At 60.8% G+C, this 25,905-nt stretch carries 20 protein-coding genes, 3 tRNA genes and 1 pseudogene; 2 read left to right on the top strand and 22 right to left on the bottom strand.

Going from position 1 to position 25,905, the window contains the following annotated elements; genetic code table 11:
- From POF45_RS26485 to truA, 15 genes and pseudogenes are all read right to left on the bottom strand, one after another.
- Positions 1 to 1,236 (bottom strand): c-type cytochrome, encoded by a 1,236-nt coding sequence (locus POF45_RS26485; RefSeq protein ID WP_259501798.1) that lies wholly within the window; start codon positions 1,234 to 1,236, stop codon positions 1 to 3.
- Between the two features lie 2 nt (positions 1,237 to 1,238).
- The gene (locus POF45_RS26480; RefSeq protein ID WP_259501797.1) at positions 1,239 to 1,778 is read right to left on the bottom strand and encodes a (2Fe-2S)-binding protein; all 540 of its coding nucleotides are present in this window, start codon (positions 1,776 to 1,778) and stop codon (positions 1,239 to 1,241) included.
- The gene (locus POF45_RS26475) at positions 1,771 to 4,602 is read right to left on the bottom strand and encodes a xanthine dehydrogenase family protein molybdopterin-binding subunit (protein ID WP_282317071.1); all 2,832 of its coding nucleotides are present in this window, start codon (positions 4,600 to 4,602) and stop codon (positions 1,771 to 1,773) included. Before POF45_RS26475 ends, POF45_RS26480 begins: the two co-directional genes overlap by 8 nt.
- 391 nt (positions 4,603 to 4,993) lie before the next feature.
- Positions 4,994 to 5,070: transfer RNA gene (locus POF45_RS26470), tRNA-Asp, on the bottom strand.
- A 92-nt stretch (positions 5,071 to 5,162) separates the two neighbouring features.
- Positions 5,163 to 5,239, bottom strand: a tRNA-Asp gene (locus tag POF45_RS26465).
- Between the two features lie 55 nt (positions 5,240 to 5,294).
- Positions 5,295 to 5,370: transfer RNA gene (locus POF45_RS26460), tRNA-Val, on the bottom strand.
- Positions 5,371 to 5,627: 257 nt separating this feature from the next.
- Positions 5,628 to 6,404: an SDR family oxidoreductase gene (locus tag POF45_RS26455; RefSeq protein ID WP_259501793.1), complete on the bottom strand. Its 777-nt coding sequence runs from the start codon at positions 6,402 to 6,404 to the stop codon at positions 5,628 to 5,630.
- Positions 6,401 to 7,612 (bottom strand): O-succinylhomoserine sulfhydrylase, encoded by a 1,212-nt coding sequence (locus POF45_RS26450; protein ID WP_282317070.1) that lies wholly within the window; start codon positions 7,610 to 7,612, stop codon positions 6,401 to 6,403. The genes POF45_RS26455 and POF45_RS26450 overlap by 4 nt, the downstream gene beginning before the upstream one ends.
- A gap of 74 nt (positions 7,613 to 7,686) precedes the next feature.
- Entirely contained in the window at positions 7,687 to 9,192 is a 1,506-nt protein-coding gene (gene purF, locus POF45_RS26445; RefSeq protein WP_259501789.1) for an amidophosphoribosyltransferase, read from the bottom strand.
- Between the two features lie 41 nt (positions 9,193 to 9,233).
- Entirely contained in the window at positions 9,234 to 9,794 is a 561-nt protein-coding gene (locus POF45_RS26440) for a CvpA family protein (protein ID WP_259501786.1), read from the bottom strand.
- A gap of 98 nt (positions 9,795 to 9,892) precedes the next feature.
- Entirely contained in the window at positions 9,893 to 10,546 is a 654-nt protein-coding gene (locus POF45_RS26435) for an SPOR domain-containing protein (RefSeq protein ID WP_259501785.1), read from the bottom strand.
- Positions 10,530 to 11,838: pseudogene (gene folC / locus POF45_RS26430) on the bottom strand (bifunctional tetrahydrofolate synthase/dihydrofolate synthase). Before folC ends, POF45_RS26435 begins: the two are co-directional and overlap by 17 nt.
- On the bottom strand, positions 11,835 to 12,755 hold the full coding sequence (gene accD, locus POF45_RS26425) for an acetyl-CoA carboxylase, carboxyltransferase subunit beta (RefSeq protein ID WP_282317069.1): 921 nt from the start codon (positions 12,753 to 12,755) through the stop codon (positions 11,835 to 11,837). Before accD ends, folC begins: the two are co-directional and overlap by 4 nt.
- Positions 12,756 to 12,937: 182 nt before the next feature.
- Positions 12,938 to 13,558, bottom strand: coding sequence for a phosphoribosylanthranilate isomerase (locus tag POF45_RS26420; protein ID WP_259501778.1), 621 nt, complete (start codon positions 13,556 to 13,558; stop codon positions 12,938 to 12,940).
- 63 nt (positions 13,559 to 13,621) lie between these two features.
- On the bottom strand, positions 13,622 to 14,446 hold the full coding sequence (gene truA, locus POF45_RS26415; RefSeq protein ID WP_409077952.1) for a tRNA pseudouridine(38-40) synthase TruA: 825 nt from the start codon (positions 14,444 to 14,446) through the stop codon (positions 13,622 to 13,624).
- A gap of 188 nt (positions 14,447 to 14,634) precedes the next feature.
- Here truA and POF45_RS26410 point away from each other — a divergent pair, with 188 nt between their 5' ends.
- On the top strand, positions 14,635 to 15,294 hold the full coding sequence (locus tag POF45_RS26410; protein WP_259503129.1) for an aminopeptidase P family protein: 660 nt from the start codon (positions 14,635 to 14,637) through the stop codon (positions 15,292 to 15,294).
- A 169-nt stretch (positions 15,295 to 15,463) separates the two neighbouring features.
- On the opposite strand, the gene POF45_RS26405 is transcribed toward POF45_RS26410, so the two are convergent.
- The 7 genes from POF45_RS26405 to leuC form a co-directional block, all read right to left on the bottom strand.
- Complete coding sequence (locus POF45_RS26405; RefSeq protein ID WP_282317068.1) at positions 15,464 to 18,103, bottom strand: motility hub landmark protein FimV; 2,640 nt, start codon at positions 18,101 to 18,103, stop codon at positions 15,464 to 15,466.
- Between the two features lie 210 nt (positions 18,104 to 18,313).
- Positions 18,314 to 19,324, bottom strand: a complete 1,011-nt coding sequence (locus tag POF45_RS26400) for an aspartate-semialdehyde dehydrogenase (protein ID WP_282317067.1) — start codon at positions 19,322 to 19,324, stop codon at positions 18,314 to 18,316.
- 167 nt (positions 19,325 to 19,491) lie between these two features.
- Positions 19,492 to 20,604 carry an aspartate-semialdehyde dehydrogenase gene (gene asd, locus POF45_RS26395; RefSeq protein ID WP_259501758.1) on the bottom strand — a complete coding sequence of 371 codons (1,113 nt, stop codon included), beginning with the start codon at positions 20,602 to 20,604 and terminating at the stop codon, positions 19,492 to 19,494.
- A 69-nt stretch (positions 20,605 to 20,673) separates the two neighbouring features.
- Positions 20,674 to 21,756, bottom strand: coding sequence for a 3-isopropylmalate dehydrogenase (gene leuB / locus POF45_RS26390; protein ID WP_259501750.1), 1,083 nt, complete (start codon positions 21,754 to 21,756; stop codon positions 20,674 to 20,676).
- Positions 21,757 to 21,822: 66 nt separating this feature from the next.
- A complete protein-coding gene (locus POF45_RS26385) occupies positions 21,823 to 22,590 on the bottom strand; it encodes a class I SAM-dependent methyltransferase (protein ID WP_282317066.1) in 768 nt (255 codons plus the stop codon).
- 151 nt (positions 22,591 to 22,741) lie between these two features.
- A complete protein-coding gene (leuD, locus tag POF45_RS26380; protein WP_282317065.1) occupies positions 22,742 to 23,386 on the bottom strand; it encodes a 3-isopropylmalate dehydratase small subunit in 645 nt (214 codons plus the stop codon).
- Positions 23,387 to 23,396: 10 nt separating this feature from the next.
- On the bottom strand, positions 23,397 to 24,815 hold the full coding sequence (leuC, locus tag POF45_RS26375) for a 3-isopropylmalate dehydratase large subunit (protein ID WP_282317064.1): 1,419 nt from the start codon (positions 24,813 to 24,815) through the stop codon (positions 23,397 to 23,399).
- A gap of 148 nt (positions 24,816 to 24,963) precedes the next feature.
- Here leuC and POF45_RS26370 point away from each other — a divergent pair, with 148 nt between their 5' ends.
- The gene (locus POF45_RS26370; protein WP_259501731.1) at positions 24,964 to 25,854 is read left to right on the top strand and encodes a LysR family transcriptional regulator; all 891 of its coding nucleotides are present in this window, start codon (positions 24,964 to 24,966) and stop codon (positions 25,852 to 25,854) included.
- Positions 25,855 to 25,905 lie beyond the last annotated feature (51 nt).

Below are 25,905 nucleotides of genomic sequence, written 5' to 3'. Positions count from 1 at the left end.
TCAGTGCGCCTTGTGCTCGGCTGCTGGCGCATCCGCTTGCAGCTTCTGCACGTCGCTGACCGCCAGCTCAGCCGACTGACCGCCCCAACCCTGACGCAGGTAATTGAGCAGGTCCGTCAGTTGCTCATGATTGAGCTTGTCGGCAAAGCCCGGCATCGGTTGCATGCGTTCGAACCCGGCGAATTTCTGCTCGCCAATACCGTCTTCGATCACCCGCAACAGGTTGCGCGGATCTTCCAGGCGCAGCGTGGTATTGCCGCGCATGGCGACGGCGATGTGCGGCTTGCCCTCGCCGTTCGGTGCATGGCAACCGGCGCAGACATTCAGGTAATCCTGGCGACCGCGCTGGGCACTTGGGCTGAGCTTGTCCAGCGCCACGTCGTTCAGCGCGTTGGCCACTGGCGGCTGATCGCCAAGCAGGAACGTCGCCATCGCCGCCAGATCCGGATCATTCAGGCCCTGGGTGCTGTTGTGAAACACCGGGAACATTTCGTTGAACATCGTGCCCTGCGCGCTCATGCCGTGCTTGAGGAACGAGCTCAGGTCCTGATGATTCCAGCCGCGAGCGGCCAGGTCATTGGCCAGCAGGCTCGGTGCCAGATAGCCGTTGAGCAGACCACCGGTCAGGCGCTTGTCCTGCTGCATCGCGCCGGGCAAGCCGCGTGGCGTGTGGCATTCGCCGCAATGACCGAGAACATCGACCATGTACTGGCCGCGCTTCCAGGCCTCGCTTTTACCCTCGGCCGGCTCCAGCTTCACGTCCTTGCCGTAGAGCATGTTCCAGCCCATCAGGCCCAGACGCACGTTGAACGGAAAGCTGAGGCTGGTCACCGGTGCCGCACGCTCAATAGGCGCGATGGTTTTCAGGTACGCGTGAATCGCGTCCGAGTCGTCACGGGGCATCAGGTGATACGAGGTGTAGGGCATCGCCGGGTACAGGTTTGCACCGTCGCGACGCTTGCCTTCGGTCAGGGCGGCGAAGAACTCGTCATCGCTGTACAGGCCGATACCGTGTTCTTTGCTCGGGGTGATGTTGGTGCCGTAAATCGTCCCGAACGGCGAGACAATCGGCAGCCCGCCGGCAAACGGCGCGCCACCCGGTGCAGTGTGGCAAGCCATGCAATCGGCGGCGCGGGCAAGGTATTCGCCACGCTTGACCTGATCATCCGCATGAACCAATAACACCGGTGCAGCCAGACCAACCGCCAGTGCCAGGCGGGAAAGTAGATGCTTCATGCTTAACCCTCCCTGACCAGGCCCAGATCGGTGAGCACGTTACGCGTGGCGCTGTAGTAGCGCACGTAGCCAGTACAACGGCAGACATGGTGGCCGAGACTGTCTTCGATGACCTGTTCCAGCTGGCTTTTGACGATGGGCTGGCGTTGCAGCTTCTCGACCAGAACGGTGGCCGCGTTGACGAAACCCGGCGCGCAGTAGCTGCACTGGAAGGCGAATTCATCGACGAAACGCTGCTGGATCGGGTTCAGCTCGGTGACCTTGCCCTGCTCATCGCGGGTCGCATGACCTTCAATGGTGCGCACTTTCTTGCCTTCGAAATAATGCGCGCCGGTGATGCAGGTGCGCACTTCTTCACTGGTGCCGTCGGGATTGTCGACGATCACCACGCAGGCATGGCAGATACCCTGGCCGCAGCCCAGGCGCGAGCCAGTGAGATTCTTGTATTCGTGCAGGTAGTCGATCATCGGCAGGTCATCAGGGATGTCCACCGGGCCGACGGATTGACCGTTGAGGGTCAGTTGAAGCGGACGGTTAGCCATTGAGGGCCTCCTTGATGCGAGCAGAAGTGATAGGCAGGTCACGGACACGTTTACCGATGGCGTGAGCCACGGCATTACCGATGGCGCCGACGATCGGGATCATCACCACTTCGGCAATGCCCTTGGACGGATCGCTTGGCGACAGCGGCGGCAAAATTTCCGCCGTCTGGTTCCAGACCGCCACGTGCCGGGCCATTGGCAAACGGTAACGGTTGAAGTTCCAGTCACCCTCCCCCGGTCCGCCTTCGTACAACGGCATCTCTTCAAGCAGCGCATGGCCGATGCCCATGGCGATCCCGCCTTCGAGCTGCCCCCTGACCAATTCCTCTACCAGCACCCGACCGCACTCGACCCACGAATGGTGATTGAGCACTTGCACGTCCAGCGACCCCTTGTTCACTTTCAATTCCACCAGCGTTGCCACCGGGCTGTAATAAGTCACCGCCGCGTTGTTCAACTGGGTGTCGGGGTAATGCACGTTCTGCCGGTCCAGCAGGTGGAAACCGGCGCTGGTCATTTGCGCCAGTTTTGCCTTCGGTGCACCGTCGCCGTATTTGACCGCCAGGCCATCGAGCGGCAGACGCTCGCGCACGCCGTCGATGCTGTACTCGGCCTCGGCCCAGCTCCAGCGGTTGAAACCGTGGACGGTGGCGCCGGTCACCAGACCGCGCTCATGGGCGCGCCTGGCCAGCGCTTCGAAGCTCAGCGGTTGCATGCCGTTGGCGGTGAGTTTGCCATCGACCCAATGCGCGTCTTCGCGACGTACCACATAAGGGTTGGCTTGCCCGCCGTAAGGGCCCTGGCCCCAGATTTCCAGCGCCGCCGGCCACAGGCCGTGGTTGAACAGCACACGTGCCGCTTCGCGGGTGGCGTGGCTGAAGTAGTAAGCGGAGTTGGTCGCTGACGAAGCCGAAGCCAGTTTTCCGACCCAGCGCGGGTTGCGCAGGAGTGCATCCTGTTCGGCCTGGCTCATGATGTACGGGTTGCCGCCGCTGATCAGCTGCAACTCTTTCCATTCGGTTTCGCCGGTCTTCACTTCCGTGGCAGCGGTGCCAAGGAAGTCAGCCACGACCAACGCCTGGGACGTGGACATGCCGGTGCCGATTTCGATGCCGATATGGCGCAGGGTGATGTGCCCTTGCGCGGTGAACTCGATACTGGCCATCGGCGCTTCGGAACCGGTGCCGAAGTCTTTCTGGCAGATAGCGAAACCGACGCCGTACCAGTTGTCGGGGTCCGCCGCTTCACGCTGCTGCTTGATCGTCTCGCGGTTTTTCCAGACGTCGTGGACGGCGGCCTTGTCGAGAATTTCGTGCAGGCGCAACGCACCGGCAGGCACTGCGCCCTGGGTGTTTTTCATGCCCGAGAGCATCGCGTTTTTCTTGCGCAGGTCGATGGCGTCGATGCCCAGGCGACCGGCAATCTCATCAACCATCATCTCGGTCGAAGCCATGCTTTGCAGCGTGCCGTAGCCACGCATCGACCCGGCTTCCACACCACGAGAGTGATAAGCGGTGACCTGTAAATCGTTCTGCGGCATGTAGTAGATCGACTGCGCGGCGGTAGCACCAACGGCGGCTACCGACGGGCTGTAGTTGATGCGTCCGCCGCCATCGACGTTCATCTCGGCGCGGAAAATCTGGAAGCTGTGATCGTTCTTGTCCACCGCCAACTGGTAGCGAATGTCGAACGGGTGGCGCTTGATGCCGCTCTGGAACTGCTCGTAGCGGTCATTGGCCAGACGCACCGGCACACCAGCGCCGTACAACGCCGCGAGCGCTGCGTAGTAGACGAAGATGTTGTGGTCCTTGGAGCCGTAGCCGACGGTGTAGCCCGGATGCATGTTCAGGTTGGCCAGGCCGAAGCGCGACGGCGCGATCATCTTCGCGGTTTCCGTCGCCGCTTCCAGCGGGCACTGGGTGGCCACGACAAAATGCAGGGTCTTGGTCGCCGGGTCGTACCAGCCGTTGCCGTTGTCCGGCTCCATCGCGGCCGGTTCGATCGACGGGGTCTTGTAGCGCTCGTCAAACACCAGCCAGTTGTCAGGCGGGGTTTCGATTTGCTGCTTCATGCGGTCGGCGTAAAACAGTCCGCGTTCGGTCAGGTTGCCGTGCAGGTTTGGTTGCGAATTCCACACCGGACGGCGATTGCGCAGCATCGGGAACAGGATCGAATCCTTGAGGCTGGCGAATTCGTCTTCGTCCGCCGACGTCGCACCGCCGACCCGCACGTAGCGGAAGCTGCCATAAGGGTCGCGCTCGTAGAACGGCACCTTGGCGCCGTAGCGAATCGCCTTGTCATTGAACTTGAGTTTCGCCTTGGCCTGACGGAAACGCTCGAAATCGTTCCAGATCAGGATCGCCACTGGGTGACCGATGAACATCGGCACCTTGCCTTCCGGCAGCAGCGGATCGGGGGCATGGTCTTCCGGGAAGACGATGCCATCCTTATCCAGGTCGGCGGCGGTGACGATGCGGTCAGGCTGCAGATCGGCATCGAGCCACGACAGGTCATAACCTGCATAGAGATGGTCGGCCTTGATGGTTTTCAGCAGCATGGCGTGGCCTTGCTGCTGGGGCCAGCCCGGCATGTCCTTGGCACGAATGTCGCGCGCAAAGACTTTGCTGCCGCAGACCTTGGACAAGGCATCGTTACGCGAGCGCGCCTTGCCGTTGTTGCCGAGCCACTGCTCGGACGGCACGGTCACGCTGTTTTCCATCAAGGCGGCCAGCGCCTGGGTGCTGAGCGGCGTGAGCGTGACGCTCACACCCGCTACCAGCCCGCCCTGAAGGAACGAGCGCCGGGATATATCACGGTTGGACATGGATCATCCTCTGGGCGGTTATGGGTCCGCCCTTGTGGTTATGTTCTTAAGGATCTCGAGTCTTGCAGGAGCGCTTTTGGACAAAGCAAAAGGCTGAATTGACAGTGCAAAGCTGACCGAAAGGTTAACTTTAAAGGTTTCTGCGCTTGCCGCAAACAACCAGTTACAAAAATTGTTAGAGGCTCAGGGAAACACCATCGCATTGCAGAGGGCAGAGTCGTGCATTCGACAGAGGGGGAGCGAAGGGACAAGGAGGGAAATACTAAATTTCAGACACAAAAAACCCCGGTCTTTCGACCAGGGTCTTTGCTATCGACTCGAAGCAGGCGCTGGCATTACCAGCAGACTTTCTTCGTAGCTCCAAGGCGTTCAGTGGGCCTTGTAGCAGATATGGCGCAGCGGACGGGACTCGAACCCGCGACCCCCGGCGTGACAGGCCGGTATTCTAACCGACTGAACTACCGCTGCGTATCGCTTTGGACTTTCATCCAAGTAACTCGTCTGATTGAAAACTCAGAAGCTTTTCAATCTCGAATCAAGCAAGCCTGACTCGGAAAATATGGCGCAGCGGACGGGACTCGAACCCGCGACCCCCGGCGTGACAGGCCGGTATTCTAACCGACTGAACTACCGCTGCGCGTCGGTGGAGGCTTTTAAAAGCTTCCATCTTGCTCTCGCAAGACTCTCGGAAGTGGTGGGTGATGACGGGATCGAACCGCCGACATTCTGCTTGTAAGGCAGACGCTCTCCCAGCTGAGCTAATCACCCGTTTGCATCTCCGAGGCCGCGAAATTTACGCAGGTAGCGAACCTAAGTCAATAGCAGGATTGAAGTTTTTCTGAAAAAGACTAAATCAGGTGATTCCGGACGAGGCCGGTAACTGTCAGACCGCTTTCGCGAGCAGGCTCGCTCCCACAATGGATCGCGTTTCTTCAGGCAACATGCTTTCTACTGTGGGAGCGAGCCTGCTCGCGAAGAGGACGGCGCAATCAGCATCATTGAGGAAGACAGAGTCCCTACCCAAATTACTCGCTGTAAATCATCTTCTTGGTCATGCCGCCATCCACCACGAACTCCTGGCCCGTGACGAAGCCGGCATTGCGCGACAACAGCCATGCAACCATCGCCGCGACGTCTTCGACCGTCCCTACCCTGCCCGCCGGATGCTGGGCATGATCGGCATCGGTCAGCGGCTCGGCACGACGCACTGCCGGGTCTCGCGCATCGATCCAGCCAGGGCTGACCGCGTTGACGCGAATCTCCGGCCCCAAGCTGATAGCCAAGGCGTGAGTCAGGGCCAACAACCCGCCCTTGCTCGCCGCGTAAGCCTCGCTGTCGGGCTCCGACTGCGCAGCACGGGTCGAGGCCAGGTTGACGATGGCACCGTTGTGAGCGCGCAGGTACGGCGCACAATGCTTGGCCAACAGCATCGGCCCGCTGAGATTCACCGCCAACACCCGATTCCAGTACGCCAGGTCCAGGCTCTCCAGTGTGATGTTGTGCGGATCAGCAACGGCTGCATTGCACACCAGCGCATCCAGGCGCCCGAATTGCCCCAGCACCTCGGCCACACCAAGCCTTACCTGAGCCTCGTCCGCCACGTCCATGGCGATGAACCAGGCGTTATCGCCCAGCACCTTCGCCACTTTCGAACCCCGCACGCGGTCCAGATCCGTCAGCACCACCTGCCAGCCTTCGCTGATCAGCCAGGCGGCGATACCCAGACCAATGCCACGCGCAGCACCGGTGACCAGTGCAACGCGGCCATTGGTACCGGTCGTCGGCGTCGCCAACTCGATCACAACGCCGCCAACCCGCGCGCCAGATCGGCTTGCAGGTCTGCAACATCTTCCAGGCCGACCGCGATGCGGATCAGGCTGTCACGAATACCTGCCGCTTCACGCTCGGCTGGCGCCAGACGACCATGGGACGTGGTGCTTGGGTGCGTGATGGTGGTTTTGCTGTCGCCGAGGTTGGCGGTAATGGAAATCAAACGGGTCGCATCGATAAAGCGCCAGGCGCCCTCTTTGCCGCCCTTGACCTCAAAGCTCACAACCGCCCCGAAGCCTTTCTGCTGACGCTGGGCCAGCTCATGCTGCGGATGGCTCTTGAGACCGGCGTAATGGACTTTCTCGATGCCGTCCTGCTGCTCCAGCCATTCGGCCAGTTGCTGGGCGTTGGCGCAGTGCGCCTTCATCCGCAGGTTCAGGGTTTCCAGGCCCTTGAGGAAGATCCAGGCATTGAACGGGCTCAGGGTTGGCCCGGCAGTGCGCAGGAAACCGACCACTTCTTTCATCTGCTCGCTGCGACCGGCCACCACGCCACCCATGCAACGGCCCTGGCCGTCGATGAACTTGGTCGCCGAGTGCACGACGATGTCCGCGCCCATCTTCAGCGGCTGTTGCAGGGCCGGGGTACAGAAGCAGTTGTCGACCACCAGCATCGCGCCTTTGGCGTGAGCGATTTTCGACAGCGCCGCAATGTCCACCAGCTCAGCCAGCGGGTTGGACGGCGATTCGACGAACAGCAATTTGGTGTTGGCCTTGATCGCCGCCTCCCAGCCGGACAATTCAGCCAGCGGCACGTAGTCGACTTCGACACCAAAACGCTTGAAGTACTTTTCGAACAGGCTGATGGTCGAACCGAACACGCTGCGCGATACCAGCACATGATCGCCAGCACTGCACAGGCTCATCACCACTGCCATGATCGCGGCCATGCCGGTGGCGGTGGCCACGGCCTGCTCGGCGCCTTCCAGCGCGGCAATACGCTCCTCGAACGAGCGCACGGTCGGGTTGGTGTAGCGCGAGTAGACGTTGCCCGGCACTTCGCCGGCAAACCGTGCGGCGGCGTCGGCAGCGGTACGGAAGACGTAGCTGGAAGTGAAGAACATCGGATCACCGTGTTCGCCTTCCGGCGTGCGGTGCTGGCCGGCGCGTACGGCCAGGGTATCGAACGCTACGCCTTCGAGGTCGCTGTCCAGCCGACCGGCATCCCAATCCTGACTCATGCTGTCACTCCTTGCCCTATTCTCGGAAATACAAACAGTAGATACAAAACCGGCCCCTCAGGGCCGGTAGAAACTCAGTTGTTGTACAGATCAATGATCGCACTGACTGCCTGGGTCTTGACCTTGGAGGCATCGTTGCGTGCCTGCTCGATCTTATTCAGGTAAGCCTCGTCGATATCACCGGTGACGTACTGGCCGTCGAACACCGCGCAATCGAACTTCTCGATCTTGATCTTGCCGCCACCGACCGCTTCGATCAAGTCAGGCAAGTCCTGATAGATCAGCCAGTCGGCGCCGATCAGGTCGGCCACGTCCTGGGTCGAACGGTTGTGCGCGATCAGCTCGTGAGCGCTTGGCATGTCGATGCCGTAGACGTTCGGGTAACGAACGGCCGGGGCGGCGGAACAGAAGTAGACGTTCTTGGCGCCGGCTTCGCGAGCCATCTGGATAATCTGCTTGCACGTCGTGCCGCGAACGATCGAGTCGTCCACCAGCATCACGTTCTTGCCGCGAAATTCCAGCTCGATGGCGTTGAGCTTCTGGCGTACGGATTTTTTCCGCGCAGCCTGGCCCGGCATGATGAAGGTGCGGCCGATGTAGCGGTTCTTCACGAAGCCTTCGCGGAATTTCACGCCCAGGTGGTTCGCCAGCTCCAGGGCCGCAGTGCGGCTGGTGTCCGGGATCGGGATGACCACGTCGATATCGTGCTCAGGACGCTCGCGCAGGATCTTGTCGGCGAGTTTCTCACCCATGCGCAGACGGGCCTTGTAGACCGACACGCCGTCGATGATCGAATCCGGACGCGCCAGGTAGACGTGTTCGAAGATGCACGGGGTCAGGGACGGGTTGGTCGCACACTGACGGGTGTGCAGCTTGCCGTCTTCAGTGATGTAGACCGCTTCGCCCGGTGCCAGGTCGCGAATCAGGGTGAACCCGAGCACGTCCAGGGACACGCTTTCGGAGGCGATCATGTACTCGACGCCTTCGTCGGTATGACGCTGGCCGAAGACGATCGGACGGATGCCGTGCGGGTCGCGGAAGCCGACGATACCGTAACCGGTCACCATCGCCACGACGGCGTAGCCACCGACGCAACGGTTGTGCACGTCAGTGACGGCAGCAAACACGTCTTCTTCGGTCGGCTGCAATTTGCCGCGCTGGGCCAGCTCGTGTGCGAACACGTTGAGCAGCACTTCCGAATCGGAATTGGTGTTGACGTGGCGCAGGTCAGATTCGTAAATCTCCTTGGCCAGTTGTTCAACGTTGGTCAGATTGCCGTTGTGCGCCAGGGTGATGCCGTAAGGCGAGTTGACGTAAAACGGTTGAGCTTCGGCCGACGTCGAGCTGCCTGCGGTCGGGTAACGCACATGGCCGATACCCATGTGACCGACCAGGCGCTGCATATGACGCTGATGAAACACGTCACGCACCAGACCATTGTCCTTGCGCAGGAATAACCGGCCATCATGGCTGGTGACAATACCGGCAGCGTCCTGGCCGCGGTGCTGGAGGACGGTTAGCGCGTCATACAGCGCCTGATTGACGTTCGACTTACCGACGATACCGACGATGCCACACATGCGACGCAACCCCTACTTAATGGATCTGAACTGAACACAACTCACTGAGGCGTTTTGGCCGTCGGCAAGAGATGCTCCTTGAACGGTAGTTCAGCGGGTACGCTGATACCGCTGGCAAGCCACTGACTGCTCCACCCCAGGATCAGGTTTTTGGACCAGTCTGCAACCAATAAAAATTTTGGCACGAGTTGTGATTCTTTCCACCACCCGTCCTGCTGTACCGGCCCCAGGCTCAAGAGCCCGACCGCCACGACCACCAGCAACACGCCACGCGCGGCGCCGAAGGCCATGCCGAGGAATCGGTCGGTCCCGGAGAGTCCGGTGACGCGAACCAGTTCGCCGATAAGATAATTGATCATTGCGCCCACGATTAACGTGGCGACAAACATGATGGCACAGCCCGCGATCACGCGAGCCGACGGCGTTTCGATGTATCCGGCGAGGTACTCGGACAATGAACCACCGAACATCCAGGCGACGACTCCTGCGATGATCCAGGTCACCAGCGATAGCGCTTCCTTGACGAAGCCGCGGCTCAAACTGATCAATGCGGAGATGGCGACGATTGCAACGATCGCCCAGTCAACCCAGGTAAATGGCACAGTGCAGCCTACAGACGGATAAGGCGGCGCATTTTAGCAGAGCCCATGCTTATCGGTAAGCTGCGATTGTCAGTGCATTGCAAATCAAGGCGATAGCGTTAACCGCGCTCAGGCTGGAAACGCACCACAAAACCCTTGAGGTTCTGCTGGCGGCCCAACAAGTCACGCAGGCGATCGGCTTCGGCGCGCTCGATCAGCGGACCGACAAACACCCGATTCTTGCCGTCAGCCGAACGAATGTAGGCGTTATAGCCTTGGCTGCGCAGGGTTTTCTGCAAGGACTCGGCGCTGTCACGACTCGACAGGCTGGCCAGTTGCACCGACCAGCTGATTGACAGGCCATTGGCATCGACGCGGCTCTGGGTGGTGTCCGGTTTTGCCGGCGCAGCGGCAATCGGCTGGGCCGGTGCCGGCGCTGGCTTGGCCGCAGGTGCTGGCGCTTGCGCTTGCGCTACCGGCTTGGCAACGGGCGCTGGTGCCGGAGCAATCGGTGTCGACGGCGCTTGCTGTTCGGCAATGTCATCATCGCTTGGCACCGGTTCCTGAGGCAACGCTTGCGGCTCAGGCACGACCACTGGCTGCACCTGCACTTGCGGCAACGCAGGCGCATGCGGCGCGGCAGGCGCTTCGACCACCACCTGACGCTGTTCATCCTGACGGGAAAACAGCATCGGCAGAAAAATCACTGCCAGCGCCACCAGCACCAGGGCACCGACCATGCGCTGCTTGTACGCTTTATCCAGCAAAGCCATTTGCCGCTTCCTCCGTGGAGCGCCGGGCCAGCCATTCAAGGGCCTCGGCGACACAATAAAATGATCCGAACAACAGAATTTCGTCGTCGCTGGTTGCTTGCGCACACTGCCCTTCCAGAGCAGCAGCCACGCTGGCATAGGACGTTACTGAAGCGCCAAGGTTCTGCAAGGCGGCCTCTAATTCGGCAACCGGGCGCGAACGCGGCGAATCCAGCGGCGCAACAGCCCAGTGCTGGACACTAGCATTCAATTCGCCGACAACACCATCCAGATCCTTGTCCGACAGCAAGCCGAACACCGCCAGGCGCTTGCCGACCGGCGGACGACTGGCCAGACGGCGCGCCAGGTACTCGGCGGCATGCGGGTTATGCCCCACATCCAGCATCAAATTCAGGCGCTTGCCCTGCCAGTCGAATTGACGGCGGTCGAGACGACCGACCACGCGAGTGGCGCTCAAGGCTTCAATGATTTGCGCATCGACCCACGGCAAATCGAGCAACAGATACGCCTGCAAGGCCAGTGCGGCGTTTTCCATCGGCAGATCCAGCAACGGCAGGTCGTGCAATTCGACCACACGCCCCTTGGCGTCAACGCCGCGCCATTGCCAGTTGTGTTCGGTGATACCGAGATCAAAATCGCGACCGCGCAGGAAAAAACGGGCAACTGAGCTCGCGCACCTTGTCCAGCAACGGTTGTGGAGGATTCAGATCGCCACAGAGCGCAGGTGCGCCCTGGCGGAAAATGCCGGCTTTCTCGAAGGCCACGGATTCGCGGGTATTGCCCAGGTAATCCGCATGATCGACACCGATGCTGGTGACCAATGCAATATCGGCATCGACCACATTGACGGTATCCAGACGCCCGCCCAGCCCGACTTCCAGTACCACTGCATCAAGATTGGCCTGTGTGAACAGCCAGAACGCCGCTAGGGTGCCCATTTCGAAGTAAGTCAGGGAAGTGTCGCCACGGCCCGCCTCAACGGCGGCAAAGGCTTCGCACAGCTCGGCGTCAGTGGCTTCGACGCCATTGACTTGCACCCGCTCGTTGTAACGCAGCAGGTGCGGAGAATTGTAGACGCCAACGCTCAGGCCCTGCGCCCGCAGCAACGAAGCCACGAATGCGCAGGTAGAACCCTTGCCGTTGGTGCCTGTGACCGTAATCACCCTCGGTGCCGGCTTGCCCAGCCCCATGCGGGACGCTACCTGTTGCGAACGCTCCAGCCCCATGTCGATGGCCGAAGGGTGCAACTGTTCAAGGTAGGCGAGCCACTCGCCAAGGGTGCGCTCGGTCATATGTTCGCAGGTACCGGTGGAACCACGATCGGCTCGATAGGTGCCGCGACGAAAGTCGGCGTCGGCAGGCCCATCATTTGCGCCAGCAGGTTACCCAGACGCGGACGCAGCTCCTGACGGTGAACGATCATGTCGATCGCGCCGTGTTCCAGCAGGAATTCGCTGCGCTGGAAGCCTTCCGGCAGTTTTTCACGCACGGTTTGCTCGATCACGCGCGGGCCGGCAAAGCCGATCAGGGCCTTTGGCTCGCCGACGATCACGTCGCCCAGCATCGCCAGACTGGCGGAAACACCACCGTAGACCGGGTCGGTCAGCACGGAGATGAACGGAATGCCTTCTTCACGCAGACGCGCCAGCACCGCAGAGGTCTTGGCCATTTGCATCAGGGAGATCAGCGCTTCCTGCATCCGCGCACCACCGGAGGCGGCGAAGCAGATCATCGGGCACTTGTTTTCCAGCGCATAGTTGGCGGCACGAACAAAGCGCTCACCGACGATGGCGCCCATCGAGCCGCCCATGAAGGAGAATTCGAACGCCGACACGACGACCGGCATGCCCAGCAGGGTGCCGCTCATGGAGATCAGTGCGTCTTTTTCGCCGGTCGCCTTTTGCGCGGCGGTCAGGCGATCCTTGTACTTCTTGCCGTCGCGGAATTTCAGACGGTCAACCGGCTCCAGGTCCGCGCCCAGTTCGGCACGGCCTTCGGCGTCGAGGAAAATGTCGATACGGGCGCGAGCGCCGATACGCATGTGGTGGTTGCACTTGGGGCAAACGTCCAGGGTCTTTTCCAGCTCCGGACGATACAGCACAGCCTCGCAAGACGGGCATTTGTGCCACAGACCTTCAGGCACCGAGCTCTTCTTGACCTCGGAACGCATGATCGAAGGGATCAGTTTGTCTACTAACCAGTTGCTCATGCTTTCTTTCTCCAGTACCGGCGGCCCGAACGCTTTGGTTCGCGGCCCCGCGTATGCCCTTGAGCTAAATTCATATGTGTGGCGATGATCGCCGGGCTGCCGGGTCAACGAAACGTGACCTGCGTACAACCCAAAACCCCTCAGCCATGCCTGTGGACGGCGGCAGTGTGCCAGCCGTCACATCAACGTAAGCGCACCGCTTTGATGAATGCCTGAATCTTTGCGTGATCCTTGATGCCCTTGCTCGCTTCTACCCCACCGCTGACGTCCACCGCATAAGGCCGGACCCGGGCGATTGCCTCGGCGACATTTTCCGGATTCAGACCGCCCGCGAGGATGATCGGCTTGCTCAGGCCTTGCGGTATCAGAGACCAGTCGAACGCTTCGCCGGTTCCGCCAGGGACGCCCTCGACATAGGCATCGAGCAAAATACCGCTGGCACTCGGAAAAGCATCGCACGCCGCCGCAATGTCATCACCGGCCTTGACTCGCAGCGCCTTGATGTACGGCCGGTTCCAGCTTTCACACTCGGCGACGGCTTCATCACCGTGGAACTGCAACAGGTCCAGCGGCACGGCGTCGAGGATTTCCCCCAGCTCGCAACGGCTGGCATTGACGAACAACCCCACAGTGGTCACGAACGGCGGCAAAGCCTTGATGATCGCCCTGGCCTGCTGAAACGTCACCGCCCGGGGGCTTTTGGCGTAAAACACAAAACCGATCGCATCGGCCCCGGCCTCGACCGCCGCCAACGCGTCTTCTATGCGGGTAATCCCGCAAATCTTGCTGCGAACGGCTGACATGTCGATGAAACTCCAAGGCCAATCAGGGAAAGTCCCGGATGGTAACAAAAGCGTTCGAGGGCGTCAGCCGTCAAGTTCCGTGAAGCCGGTCAAGAAGTGCGGCCCGATGTAACGCTCGGGCAACGGGAACTCGTCGCGGTATTCAACCTGCACCAGATACAGGCCAAAGGGGTGCGCCGTGACCCCGCCGGTGCGACGCACACGACTCTCCAGCACCTCTTTCATCCATTCCACCGGGCGCTCGCCGGCACCGATGGTCATCAGTACCCCGGCAATATTGCGCACCATGTGGTGCAGGAACGCGTTGGCGCGGATGTCCAGGACGATCATCTTGCCGTGCTGGGTGACGCGCAGGTGATGCAATTGCTTGATCGGCGACTTGGCCTGGCACTGTCCGGCGCGGAAAGCGCTGAAATCGTGAGTGCCAACCAGGTACTGCGCCGCTTCGGCCATGCGCTCGACGTCCAGTGGACGGTGGTTCCAGGTCACTTCTTCGTTCAGGTGCGCCGGGCGAATCTGATCGTTGTAGATCACATAGCGATAGCGCCGGGCAATCGCCTTGAACCGCGCATGAAAATCCGCCGGCATGACCTTCGCCCAACTGACGCTGATGTCATGAGGCAAATTGATATTGGCGCCCATGACCCAGGCTTTCAGCGAACGCTCGACCTGAGTATCGAAATGCACCACTTGCCCACAGGCATGCACACCGGCATCGGTGCGCCCGGCGCAGTGCAGCGACACCGGGGCGTTCGCGACTTTGGACAAGGCCTTTTCCAGGATTTCCTGGACCGTGGGCACACCAGAGGCCTGGCGCTGCCAGCCGCGATAACGCGAGCCTTTGTATTCAACGCCCAACGCGATCCGGAAAAAGCCGTCGGCCGCCATTTCGGCGGCCGGATTATCTAAATTTGCCAAGGGGTAACAGCCTGCTGATATAAGCAAAGGCAGGCATTATAAGGCCGCCAGACCACGACGCCAGCAGCGCGTGCTGTTTGTGCCATTGCGTAGCCCCTGTCGACTTCGCTATATAGCTACCCACATAACGAAAAACAGCCACCCACCGAGACCTGATGATGACCGCCACTCTCAAAGAAGCCGTCGGCCCGACCTACAGCCTGAACGGCATGCTCCACGCCAAACGCAAGACCTGGGAAGCCATCGATGAAATGGTACGCCGCGTCAAACCCGGCATGCGTGAATCCGAAGCAGTGAGCATGAGTGTCGAAGTACTGACCGAGTTGGGCATGGACCGCATCTGGCATCCATCGAAGATTCGCTTCGGCGAAAACACCCTGAAAACCTTCAAGCAACCATCTGAAGGCGATCCGGTGCTGGCTGAAAACGATATTTTCTTTATCGACCTGGGCGTGGTCTGGGACCTTCATGAAGGTGATTCAGGTGCCACCTTCACGGTCGGCGATGATCCTGAAATGCAGGCTTGCGCGGCAGCGGCAAAAACCCTGTTTGATCGGGTTGAGGCGTACTGGCGGACCCATCAGGTCGCCGGCCCCGAGCTGTACCGTTATGCCGACGAGCAAGCGACAGCCATGGGCTGGAAGCTGAACCTGGAGATCAAGGGCCACCGGGTCAGTGACTTTCCGCATGCGATCTATCGCGCGGGTGATCTGGGGAGTTTCGAGGATTGCCCGAATGTGGGGTTGTGGATTCTGGAGATCCAGCTTGCCCACCCTACCCGGCCGTTTGGGGCGTTTTATGAGGATTTGCTGGCCTAAGCATTTCAGCTGATTTTGCGTTGAATGTATGGATGTGTGGCGTTCGCAAAACCCCTGTGGGAGCGAGCATGCTCGCGAAGGCAGCCTGTAAAGCACCCTCGCACTACCGGCAAAATAAAAACGGCAGCCTCAATAGGCTGCCGTTTTTTTTTTGCACCTTACCCAGCCATCAAGCCAGACGCGAAAGCATTTCCTTCGCTTCGCTCTTCTGCCCGGCATCGCCCTCGGTCACCACTTCCTTGAGAATGTCTCGTGCACCGTCGTTGTCGCCCATGTCGATGTAGGCCTGAGCCAGGTCGAGTTTGGTGGCAACTTCATCAGTGCCGGAGAGGAAGTCGAACTCAGGCTCCTCGGCAGCGGTCGCCGCCGCATCTTCGGCGGTGAACGTCGGCTCGCCGATGCTTTGGGACAGACGGTCGAGTTCGGCGTTGACGTCGTGGAGTTCGCTGGTGAACGCGTTCGGCGCTTCTGGAGCCGCCATTTCATCGGCCAGCGACAAATCGAAATCCGCCGGCAGTTCAAGGTCATCCAGAGCCGCTTCGTTCACCGTCGGGACTTCAACGCCCGGCAGGTCCTTGACGCCTTCATCCAGATCCAGCAAGAAGTCGTCCTCGGCCAGGGTTGCTGGCGATGTTTCGCCACCGAGGTCCAGGTCCAGGTCGAAATCCGACAGGTCGTCGAGGCTTTCCTTGGCGTCTGTCTGCTGCTGCAAGACCGACTCGAAGCTAAGGTCGTCATCCAGCGGGAACTCGTCCAGCTCGGCGGCAGGCTCCGGTGCAGGTGCAACCACGGCCGGCGAAGCAGCTTCCAGGTCATCCAGACTCAGGTCGAAGGCACTGTCGAGGTCGTCGACGGCGGGAGCAGATGCTTCTACAGGAGCAGGCGCTTGCGGCTCGTCCAGCAGCAGGTCCTTGACGTATTGAGCGTCCAGTTCGGCAGCAATGGCAGCAGCGGCAATACCACCCGCAGCCACGGCGGCAACAGCCATCGCCGGGAAGCGGCTTTTCAGCTGTTCGACCTGGGCGAAGTTCTCACCGTTGGCCACCAATTGACGCTCCTGACCGACGAATGCATCACGGTCGCCCTGCTGGCCATAGACCTCCATCAGCTTCAGACGCAGATCGCTGCGCTGTGGCTCTTGCTTGATGCCCTCTTCCAGCAACGCGGCGGCCTGATTCAGGCGACCAGCGTTGATGTGCGACTGGGCCTGACCCAACACGTCATCAGAACGTTCGGCAGCCGGGGCGACCAGCGGCGCAGCAATCGGCGGCGTGACCACCACAGGCGCAATAACCGGAGCAGGTGCTGGCGCAGGAGCCGGCGGTGTCGCCAGTTTCACGACGGGGGGCGGTACTTCAAGGCCTTCGAAGCTGCTTTCCGGCAAGTCCTGCTCCGGGGAAAACTCTTGCTCCTCGGCCAGGGCACGGGCCATGCGCAGGTGTTTTTCGGCTTCCTGCTGGGCCTTGCGGCGACGCGCCAGCAACAACAGCAAGAGCAGCAGCACCACGGCGCCGCCACCCACCAGCCCCAACAGGATCGGGTTGGTCAGCAGCTCGTTGAAGGTCTGCTCGTCAGAGGCCGCAGGCTTCGGCTCAATCGGTGTTTCAGCCGGAGCCGGCGTGGCCTCTGGCGCGGTGACCACAGGCGCAGGCGTCGCTGGAGCGGCAGCGGTTGGCGTCGCGGCAGGATTGGCCGCCAGTTCCGCCGACATCGCCGGAGCAGCGGCGGTGGCTGCAGGAGCCCCCCCTACGCCTTCAGCCTGCATCTTCGCCAATTGGTTGTTTTTCAGCTCGATCAGGCGTTGCAGCTTGTCCAGCTGACTTTGCAGATCAGTCATGCGGCTTTTCAGTTCGGCGTTGTCACGACGGGTCGTGTCCAGGCTTTCCTGAGTGATCGCCAACTTGTTGCTGATGGCCTTGGCATCACCCGCCGCGCCCTTGCCACGGCCCTTGCCGGTGTCGGCCGAGACCAGGCTCAGGTTGTCCTTGGCAGCCTGGGTCGACGCTGCGTCAGCACGACCGCGCTTGGTCGCATCCAACTGCTGCTTGCCGGGGCCAGGCTTGGCCACATAACGACGGCCCTGGCGCCATGCCGTGTTCTGCGCAGCGACTTCGGCGATGGCTTTGGATTGCGGCAGGCTGGTGCTTTGCACCGGGTCCGGCATGCGCAGCACCTGGCCGGTTTTGAGCCGGTTGATGTTGCCATCGATAAAGGCATCAGGGTTCAGCGCCTGGATTGCCAGCATGGTTTGCTGGACCGAACCGCCATTACGGGCCTTCGCCGCGATTTCCCACAGGGTATCGCGCGGCGTGGTGGTGTACTGGCTCGGCTTGGTGGCACCGGTCACCGGTGCGGCAATCGCAGGCGTCGGCGCGGGTTGCGCGGCGGCGTCAGCGGTTTGCGGGGAGAATTTCGATGGATCGAGCAATACGCTGTAATCGCGCATCAAGCGACCGCTCGGCCACATCACCTGAACCAGGAATTTCACCATCGGCTCGGAGAGCGGCTTGCTGGAAGTCACACGCAGGATGCTTTTGCCGCTGGCGTTGATCACCGGCGTAAACGTCAGGTCATTGAGAAAGGCCTGGCGATCGACACCCGCCTTGGCGAAATCTTCAGGCGAGGCCAGGCTCGGCACCACTTCGGCAGCGGTGAGGTCCTTGACGTCGAGCAGCTCGATTTCCGCCAGCAGCGGCTGGTTCTGCGTCGATTTCAGGGTCAGTTCCCCGAGCCCGAGGGCATGCGCCATACCGGAGGACAGCGCCGAGGCGGCCGCTATTGCTAACACCAGTTTGCGAACTTGAACCATAGCCTCATCCTTTGTTTGAACATTCCTCGGCCAGCGAGAAGGTGTTGAATAGCCGCTGCCGTAAGGCATTGCGCGCGGCGGCGAAGAGTCGTCGCGCGCGATGTTTTCTTTGATGCCCGGGAAAGCCCCACAGGGTGCCTTGCCTTCAAGCCCTCCGGCCAAGCATAGCGCTCAGCTAGAATCATTCGACAAATTGTTGCCAAGTATCTTTTACAGCAGGTCTTTTATCAACAACTCAGCCACCTGCACAGCATTGAGCGCAGCGCCTTTGCGTACGTTATCTGACGTCAACCACACATTAAGTTCCGACACGTCATCAATACCGCTGCGAACCCGACCGACATAGACAACATCCTGCCCCACCGCGTCACCCACTGGCGTCGGGTAATCACCCGCTTCCACCAGCTCGATGCCCGGTGCATCTTCCAGCGCCGCGTTGACTTTAGCCAGATCCACGGCGCTCGCTGACTGCAAGGTCACGCTAAAGCTATCGCCAAAAAACACCGGGGCTTGAATGCAAGTGACGGAAATCTTCAATAAAGGCAGGGCCATGACCTGACGCAGCTCACGCACGCAGCGCTTTTCCAGCAGCGTATGCCCCTGCTCGTCCGGTTTGCCGACCTGAGCCAGCAGGTTGAACGCCATCTGCCGATCGAAGAAAGTCGGTTCCAGCGGACGCACGTTGAGCAACTCGGCAGTCTGGCGAGCCAGTTCGGTGACGGCTTCGCGGCCCTGCGCGGAGACGGCCAGGCTGGCGGTCACGTTGACACGCTGCAAATCGATGACTGACAGCAATGGCGCCAGGACCACAGCCAACGTCGTGGCCGACGGACTCGGGCTGCTGACCTGGAACGGTTTTTTCAAGCCGGCCAACACCTTGGCATTGGCTTCAGGCACTACTTGTGGCGCCTGATCAGCCGGCAAGGCGCCGGACAAGTCGATCAGCGAGCAACCGGCAGCGACGGCGCGGGAAGCGAAACTCAGGGTCACGGCCGGACCGGCGGCGAAAAACACCAGCTGCACCTTGCTGAAATCAAACTCGTCGACTTCACGCACGCGCACGTTCTTGCCGCGAAACGGCACCGAATGCCCCGCCGACTCGCTGCTGGCCAGCAAGTGCAGGTTAGCGACCGGAAAATCCCGCTCTTCGAGAATCTGGACGAGTGTTTCGCCGACAGTACCGGTGGCGCCGATCACGGCAATATCGAAGGACTGGCTCATGGTTCTACCTCAGGCGAAACGGGGGAGCGGCACTTTACCGGGTGGTTGGCGGTGAGGCAATTCGGGCGGGATCTGTGCCGCCTGTGCCACCCCACTAATATCAGACTGCAGGAATAAAAAAACCCGCACCTCTTTCAAGGCACGGGCTCTTTCAGCGCTTCAGGCAATCAACGCTCAAGCAGAATCCGCAGCATGCGACGCAGCGGTTCGGCCGCGCCCCACAGCAGTTGGTCGCCAACCGTGAACGCGCCGACGTACTGCGTGCCCATGTTCAGCTTGCGCAGACGACCAACCGGCACGTTCAGGGTGCCGGTGACTTTCGTCGGGCTCAGCTCCTGCATGCTGATTTCGCGCTGGTTCGGCACCAGCTTGACCCACGGGTTGTGCTGGCTGATCAGCCCTTCGATGTCGGCGATCGGCACGTCTTTGTTCAGCTTGATGGTCAGCGCCTGGCTGTGGCAGCGCATGGCGCCGATGCGCACGCAGATACCGTCCACCGGGATCGGGTTCTTGAAGCGGCCGAGGATCTTGTTGGTTTCGGCCTGAGCCTTCCACTCTTCGCGGCTCTGGCCGTTTGGCAGTTCCTTGTCGATCCACGGGATCAGGCTGCCGGCCAGCGGTACGCCGAAGTTTTCGGTCGGGTACGCGTCGCTGCGCATGGCTTCGGCGACACGGCGGTCGATGTCGAGGATGGCGCTGGCCGGGTCGGCCAGTTGATCGGCGACAGCGGCGTGGGTGGCGCCCATTTGCTTGATCAGTTCACGCATGTTCTGCGCGCCGGCACCGGAGGCCGCCTGATATGTCATGGCGCTCATCCACTCCACCAGACCGGCCTCGAACAGACCGCCCAGGCCCATCAGCATCAGGCTGACGGTGCAGTTGCCGCCGATGTAGTTCTTGGTGCCCGCGTCGAGCTGCTGGTCGATGACCTTGCGGTTCACCGGGTCCAGCACGATCACCGCATCATCCTGCATGCGCAGGCTGGAAGCGGCGTCGATCCAGTAACCCTGCCAACCGGCTTCGCGCAGTTTCGGGAAAACTTCGCTGGTGTAGTCGCCGCCCTGGCAGGTCAGAATCACGTCGAGGGTTTTCAGCTCTTCAATGCTGTAAGCGTCCTTGAGCGGAGCAATGTCCTTGCCCACGGACGGGCCTTGGCCACCGACATTGGAAGTGGTGAAAAACACCGGCTCGATAAGATCGAAATCCTGCTCTTCCAGCATCCGCTGCATGAGCACGGAACCGACCATACCGCGCCAACCGATCAGACCTACACGTTTCATCGCAACTACACCTTCTTTGAAAAGTGGGCCGCTGCTTTCATGGGGGAAAGTCGCAGCGGGCCCGAGAGATTACAGATTCCGCAGCGCGGCGACTACTGCGTCGCCCATTTGCTGCGTACCGACTTTGGTGCAACCGCTCGACCAGATGTCGCCGGTGCGCAAGCCCTGATCCAGTACCAGGCTCACCGCCTTCTCGATGGCATCGGCCGCATCCTGCTGGTTGAAGCTGTAACGCAACATCATCGACACCGACAAAATGGTCGCCAGCGGGTTGGCAATGCCCTTGCCCGCGATGTCCGGCGCCGAACCGTGACACGGCTCGTACATACCCTTGTTGTTGGCATCCAGGGACGCCGACGGCAGCATACCGATGGAGCCGGTGAGCATCGACGCTTCGTCGGACAGGATGTCGCCGAACAGGTTGTCGGTGACGATCACGTCGAACTGCTTCGGTGCGCGCACCAGCTGCATGGCGGCGTTGTCGACGTACATGTGGCTGAGTTCGACTTCAGGGTAATCCTTGGCCACCTGCTCGACCACTTCACGCCACAGTTGGCTGGACGCCAGCACGTTGGCCTTGTCCACCGAACAGAGCTTCTTGCCGCGGACCATGGCCATGTCGAAACCGACACGGGCGATGCGGCGGATTTCGCTTTCGCTGTACGGCAGGGTGTCGTAGGCCTGACGTTCACCGTTTTCAAGCTCGCGCACGCCGCGTGGCGCGCCGAAGTAGATGCCGCCGGTCAGCTCGCGGACGATCAGGATGTCCAGGCCGGCGACGATTTCGGCTTTCAGGCTCGACGCCTCGGCCAGTTGTGGATAAAGGATCGCCGGGCGCAAGTTGCCGAACAGGCCCAGTTGCGCACGGATTTTCAGCAGGCCGCGCTCAGGGCGGATGTCGCGCTCGATGGTGTCCCATTTCGGGCCGCCCACGGCGCCCAGCAGCACCGCGTCGGCAGCGCGGGCACGATCCAGGGTTTCGTCGGCCAGCGGCACGCCGTGCTTGTCGATGGCAGCGCCGCCGATCACGTCATGGCTGAGTTCAAAGCCCAGGCTGTACTTGTCGTTCGCCAGCTCCAGCACCTTGACGGCTTCGGCCATGATTTCCGGGCCAATACCATCACCTGGGAGAATCAGAATCTGCTTGCTCATGCTTTCCTCATGTCATCAGTCGGTGCGCCCGTGGGGCGCGCCCGGAAAAAGTCTATCGATTGGCGTTTATCGTTCAGCCATCAGCACCAGCACATCTGTACTGAACGAACCATCGGCCTCAATCTCAAAATATTCGCGCACTTCGTTGCCCATCGACTGCTGCAGCTCGCGGATCGCGGCGCGCATAACTGCTGGCGTACGCATGCGCTCGACCCAGGAGTTGTACTCCAGACGCAGGCGCTGGCGCGTGGTGTTGCGGGTATGCAGCCCCGCTTCGCTGACCTGGCGCAACCACTCACCGGCAGAATAATCTCGCACGTGACTGGTGTCGCGCAGCACTTCGACGCTCTGCAAGTAGGTGTCGAACAGCGGACTGCCCGGCGACAATACGTCGATAAACGCTGCCACACCGCCCGGTTTGAGTACCCGGCGCACTTCGCGCAAGGCCACGCCGAGATCGCTCCAATGGTGCGCCGAATAACGGCTGAAGACGAAATCGAATTCGCCATCGGCGAATGGCAGGCGCTCGGCAGCGCCCTGTACCGTGCTGACGTTGCTCAGGCCGCGATCCACGGCGGCGCCAGCGACCACTTCGAGCATCTGCTGCGACAGGTCGTAAGCCACCACTTCCTTGACCAGCGATGCAACGTGAAAACTCACGTGACCGGCGCCACATCCCAGGTCCAGCACACGCGCCCCACCCTGCCCCGCCAGCTCGGCCTGTAGCAGCGCGAACTCGGTGCCTTGGGCGTGAACGGCGCTGCTCAGATAAGCGGACGCTTGTTCACCGAATTGCTTTTGGACAACCTGAGTGTGCTGGGCGGTGCTGGTCATGGGGGACTTCCTTATTGAGACCTGTGTTGTCTGTGCCGCCGCCATCGCGGGCAAGCCCGGCTCCCACAGGGGAATGCATCCATATGGAAGAATGCAATTCAAACGTGGGCGCTGGCTTGCCTGCGATGAGGCCAGCCCTGTCTACCTCAAATCAAACGTCGCGAAACAACCAGGGCTGGCTCGCCCGGTGCTTCGTTTCAAACGCCGCAATCGCATCGCCGTCCTGCAACGTCAGACCAATATCGTCCAGACCATTGACCAGGCAATGCTTGCGGAACTCGTCCAGTTCGAAGTTGTAGACCTTGCCATCAGGCCGGGTCACGGTCTGGGCTTGCAGGTCGATTTTCAACTCGTAGCCCGGATTGGCTTCGACCTGCTGGAACAATTCATCCACCTCGGCGTCGCTGAGGATGATCGGCAGCAAACCGTTCTTGAAGCTGTTGTTGAAGAAGATGTCGGCATAGCTCGGCGCGATGATGCTGCGAAACCCATATTCTTCCAGCGCCCACGGCGCATGTTCACGGCTGGAGCCGCAACCGAAGTTCTCGCGGGCCAACAGCACGCTGGCGCCCTGATAACGCTCGGCGTTGAGGACGAAGTCCTTGTTCAGCGGACGCTTGGAGTTGTCCTGATAGGCATAGCCCACGTCCAGGTAACGCCATTCGTCAAACAGGTTCGGGCCAAAACCGGTGCGTTTGATCGACTTCAGAAACTGCTTCGGAATGATCTGGTCGGTGTCGACGTTGGCCCGGTCCAATGGCGCGACCAAACCGGTGTGTTGGGTAAAAGCTCTCATGTGCGGTTCCTCAGATCAGTTCGCGAACGTCGATGAAACGACCGTTGACGGCAGCCGCCGCGGCCATGGCCGGGCTCACCAGGTGCGTACGGCCACCGGCGCCCTGACGCCCTTCGAAGTTGCGGTTGGAGGTCGAGGCGCAATGCTCGCCGGATTCCAAACGGTCCGGGTTCATCGCCAGGCACATCGAGCAGCCCGGTTCACGCCACTCGAAACCGGCTTCGAGGAAAATCTTGTCCAGGCCTTCGGCCTCGGCTTGCGCCTTCACCAGACCCGAGCCCGGCACCACGATGGCCTGCTTGATGGTCGAGGCCACTTTGCGGCCCTTGGCGATCACCGCCGCGGCGCGCAGGTCTTCGATCCGCGAGTTGGTGCAGGAGCCGATGAACACGCGGTCCAGCTGAATATCGGTGATCGCCTGATTGGCGCTCAACCCCATGTATTTCAAGGCGCGTTCGATGGAACCCCGCTTGACCAGGTCCATTTCCTTCGCCGGGTCCGGCACGTTCTGATCAACAGCCAACACCATCTCGGGCGACGTGCCCCAGCTGACTTGTGGCTTGATTTGCGCCGCGTCGAGCTTGACCACGGTGTCGAACACCGCGTCGGCGTCTGAAACCAGGTCTTTCCAGGCTTCGACCGCTTTGTCCCAGTCCGCGCCTTTCGGGGCGAATGGACGGCCCTTGACGTAGGCCACGGTTTTTTCATCGGCGGCCACCAGACCGACGCGAGCGCCCGCCTCGATGGACATGTTGCAGATGGTCATGCGGCCTTCGATCGACAAATCGCGAATCGCGCTGCCGGCAAATTCGATGGCGTGGCCGTTACCGCCGGCGGTGCCGATCTTGCCGATGACGGCGAGGACGATGTCCTTGGCGGTCACGCCGAACGGCAATTGGCCTTCGACTTCTACCCGCATGTTCTTCATTTTCTTGGCAACCAGGCATTGCGTGGCGAACACGTGTTCGACCTCGGAAGTGCCGATGCCGTGGGCCAATGCGCCAAATGCGCCGTGGGTCGAGGTGTGCGAGTCGCCGCAGACCACGGTCATGCCCGGCAAGGTCGCGCCCTGCTCAGGGCCGATCACATGCACGATGCCCTGACGCACGTCATTCATCTTGAATTCAGTGATGCCATATTCGTCACAGTAGTCATCGAGGGTCTGAACCTGCAGACGCGAGACCTGATCGGTGATGGCTTCGATGCCGCCCTTGCGGTCCGGGGTGGTCGGCACGTTGTGGTCCGGGGTGGCGATGATCGAATCCACACGCCAAGGCTTGCGCCCGGCCAGGCGCAGGCCTTCGAAAGCTTGGGGCGAAGTCACTTCATGGATGATGTGGCGGTCGATGTAAATCAGCGACGAGCCATCGTCGCGCCGTTTTACTTCGTGAGATTCCCAGAGCTTGTCGTAAAGCGTTTTACCGGCCATCAGACGGTTCCTCATCAGCTTGTTTCTATGCCGTGGGTTTTGAACGATTCAATAACCCCTTGGCTTGTGAGGTCGATCCTAGGGGGTTACATTAAATAACTCAAATTCATATTTTTTATGCTTTGGATAACCAACTGGAATACTACAAATGGATCTGGCCAACCTGAATGCGTTTATCGCCATTGCCGAGACCGGCAGCTTCTCCGGAGCGGGCGAACGGCTGCACCTGACTCAGCCGGCGATCAGCAAGCGCATCGCCGGGCTGGAGCAGCAATTGAAGGTGCGCCTGTTTGATCGGCTCGGTCGCGAAGTCGGCCTGACCGAAGCCGGCCGGGCCTTGCTGCCACGGGCTTATCAGATTCTGAACGTGCTGGATGACACCCGCCGCGCCCTGACCAATCTGACCGGCGAAGTCAGCGGCCGCCTGACCCTGGCCACCAGTCACCACATCGGCCTGCACCGCTTGCCACCCTTATTAAGGGAGTTCACCCGCCGTTACCCACAGGTGGCGCTGGATATTCAGTTCCTCGATTCGGAAGTGGCCTACGAAGAAATTCTCCATGGCCGCGCAGAACTGGCGGTCATCACCCTGGCCCCGGAGCCGCATGCGCTGGTCAAGGCCACACCGGTGTGGGACGACCCACTGGATTTCGTGGTGGCGCCGGAACACGCATTGATCAGCAACGGCGCGGTCAGCCTGGCCGATATTGCCTCGCACCCGGCGGTTTTCCCCGGCGGCAATACCTTTACTCACCACATCGTCCAGCGTCTGTTCGAGGCCCAGGGCCTGACGCCGAACATCGCCATGAGTACGAATTATCTGGAAACCATAAAGATGATGGTCTCGATCGGCCTGGCCTGGAGCGTTCTGCCGCGCACCATGCTGGATGAGCAGGTGGCGCGCATCCCTTTGCCGGGCATACAGCTCACTCGCCAGCTAGGCTATATCTTGCACACCGAACGGACGCTGTCGAATGCCGCACGGGCCTTTATGGCTTTGCTGGATGCACAACTCGATCTGCCAGGGACTCGTGGCTAACTTGTGCTACTCCTATAGAGCTGTGAATACCTGTGCCTAACGCCCTATTCA

The organism is Pseudomonas fungipugnans, from assembly GCF_029955235.1.
GTDB classification, from domain to species: domain Bacteria; phylum Pseudomonadota; class Gammaproteobacteria; order Pseudomonadales; family Pseudomonadaceae; genus Aquipseudomonas; species Aquipseudomonas fungipugnans.
Note: the sequence above shows the minus strand (reverse complement) of the source record. Positions and strands in the feature narration are given on the sequence as shown.

Coding starts and splice junctions, on each gene's coding strand:
- asd (WP_259501758.1), bottom strand. CDS start 20,604: ATGAAACGTGTAGGTCTGATCGGTTGGCGCGGTATGGTCGGTTCCGTG.
- POF45_RS26400 (WP_282317067.1), bottom strand. CDS start 19,324: ATGAGCCAGTCCTTCGATATTGCCGTGATCGGCGCCACCGGTACTGTC.
- leuC (WP_282317064.1), bottom strand. CDS start 24,815: ATGGCCGGTAAAACGCTTTACGACAAGCTCTGGGAATCTCACGAAGTA.
- POF45_RS26410 (WP_259503129.1), top strand. CDS start 14,635: ATGACCGCCACTCTCAAAGAAGCCGTCGGCCCGACCTACAGCCTGAAC.
- POF45_RS26450 (WP_282317070.1), bottom strand. CDS start 7,612: ATGAGTCAGGATTGGGATGCCGGTCGGCTGGACAGCGACCTCGAAGGC.
- accD (WP_282317069.1), bottom strand. CDS start 12,755: ATGAGCAACTGGTTAGTAGACAAACTGATCCCTTCGATCATGCGTTCC.
- POF45_RS26480 (WP_259501797.1), bottom strand. CDS start 1,778: ATGGCTAACCGTCCGCTTCAACTGACCCTCAACGGTCAATCCGTCGGC.
- POF45_RS26405 (WP_282317068.1), bottom strand. CDS start 18,103: ATGGTTCAAGTTCGCAAACTGGTGTTAGCAATAGCGGCCGCCTCGGCG.
- purF (WP_259501789.1), bottom strand. CDS start 9,192: ATGTGTGGCATCGTCGGTATCGTCGGTAAGTCGAACGTCAATCAGGCG.
- POF45_RS26370 (WP_259501731.1), top strand. CDS start 24,964: ATGGATCTGGCCAACCTGAATGCGTTTATCGCCATTGCCGAGACCGGC.
- POF45_RS26485 (WP_259501798.1), bottom strand. CDS start 1,236: ATGAAGCATCTACTTTCCCGCCTGGCACTGGCGGTTGGTCTGGCTGCA.
- truA (WP_409077952.1), bottom strand. CDS start 14,446: ATGGCGGCCGACGGCTTTTTCCGGATCGCGTTGGGCGTTGAATACAAA.
- leuD (WP_282317065.1), bottom strand. CDS start 23,386: ATGAGAGCTTTTACCCAACACACCGGTTTGGTCGCGCCATTGGACCGG.
- POF45_RS26435 (WP_259501785.1), bottom strand. CDS start 10,546: ATGGCTTTGCTGGATAAAGCGTACAAGCAGCGCATGGTCGGTGCCCTG.
- POF45_RS26420 (WP_259501778.1), bottom strand. CDS start 13,558: ATGTCAGCCGTTCGCAGCAAGATTTGCGGGATTACCCGCATAGAAGAC.
- POF45_RS26385 (WP_282317066.1), bottom strand. CDS start 22,590: ATGACCAGCACCGCCCAGCACACTCAGGTTGTCCAAAAGCAATTCGGT.
- POF45_RS26475 (WP_282317071.1), bottom strand. CDS start 4,602: ATGTCCAACCGTGATATATCCCGGCGCTCGTTCCTTCAGGGCGGGCTG.
- leuB (WP_259501750.1), bottom strand. CDS start 21,756: ATGAGCAAGCAGATTCTGATTCTCCCAGGTGATGGTATTGGCCCGGAA.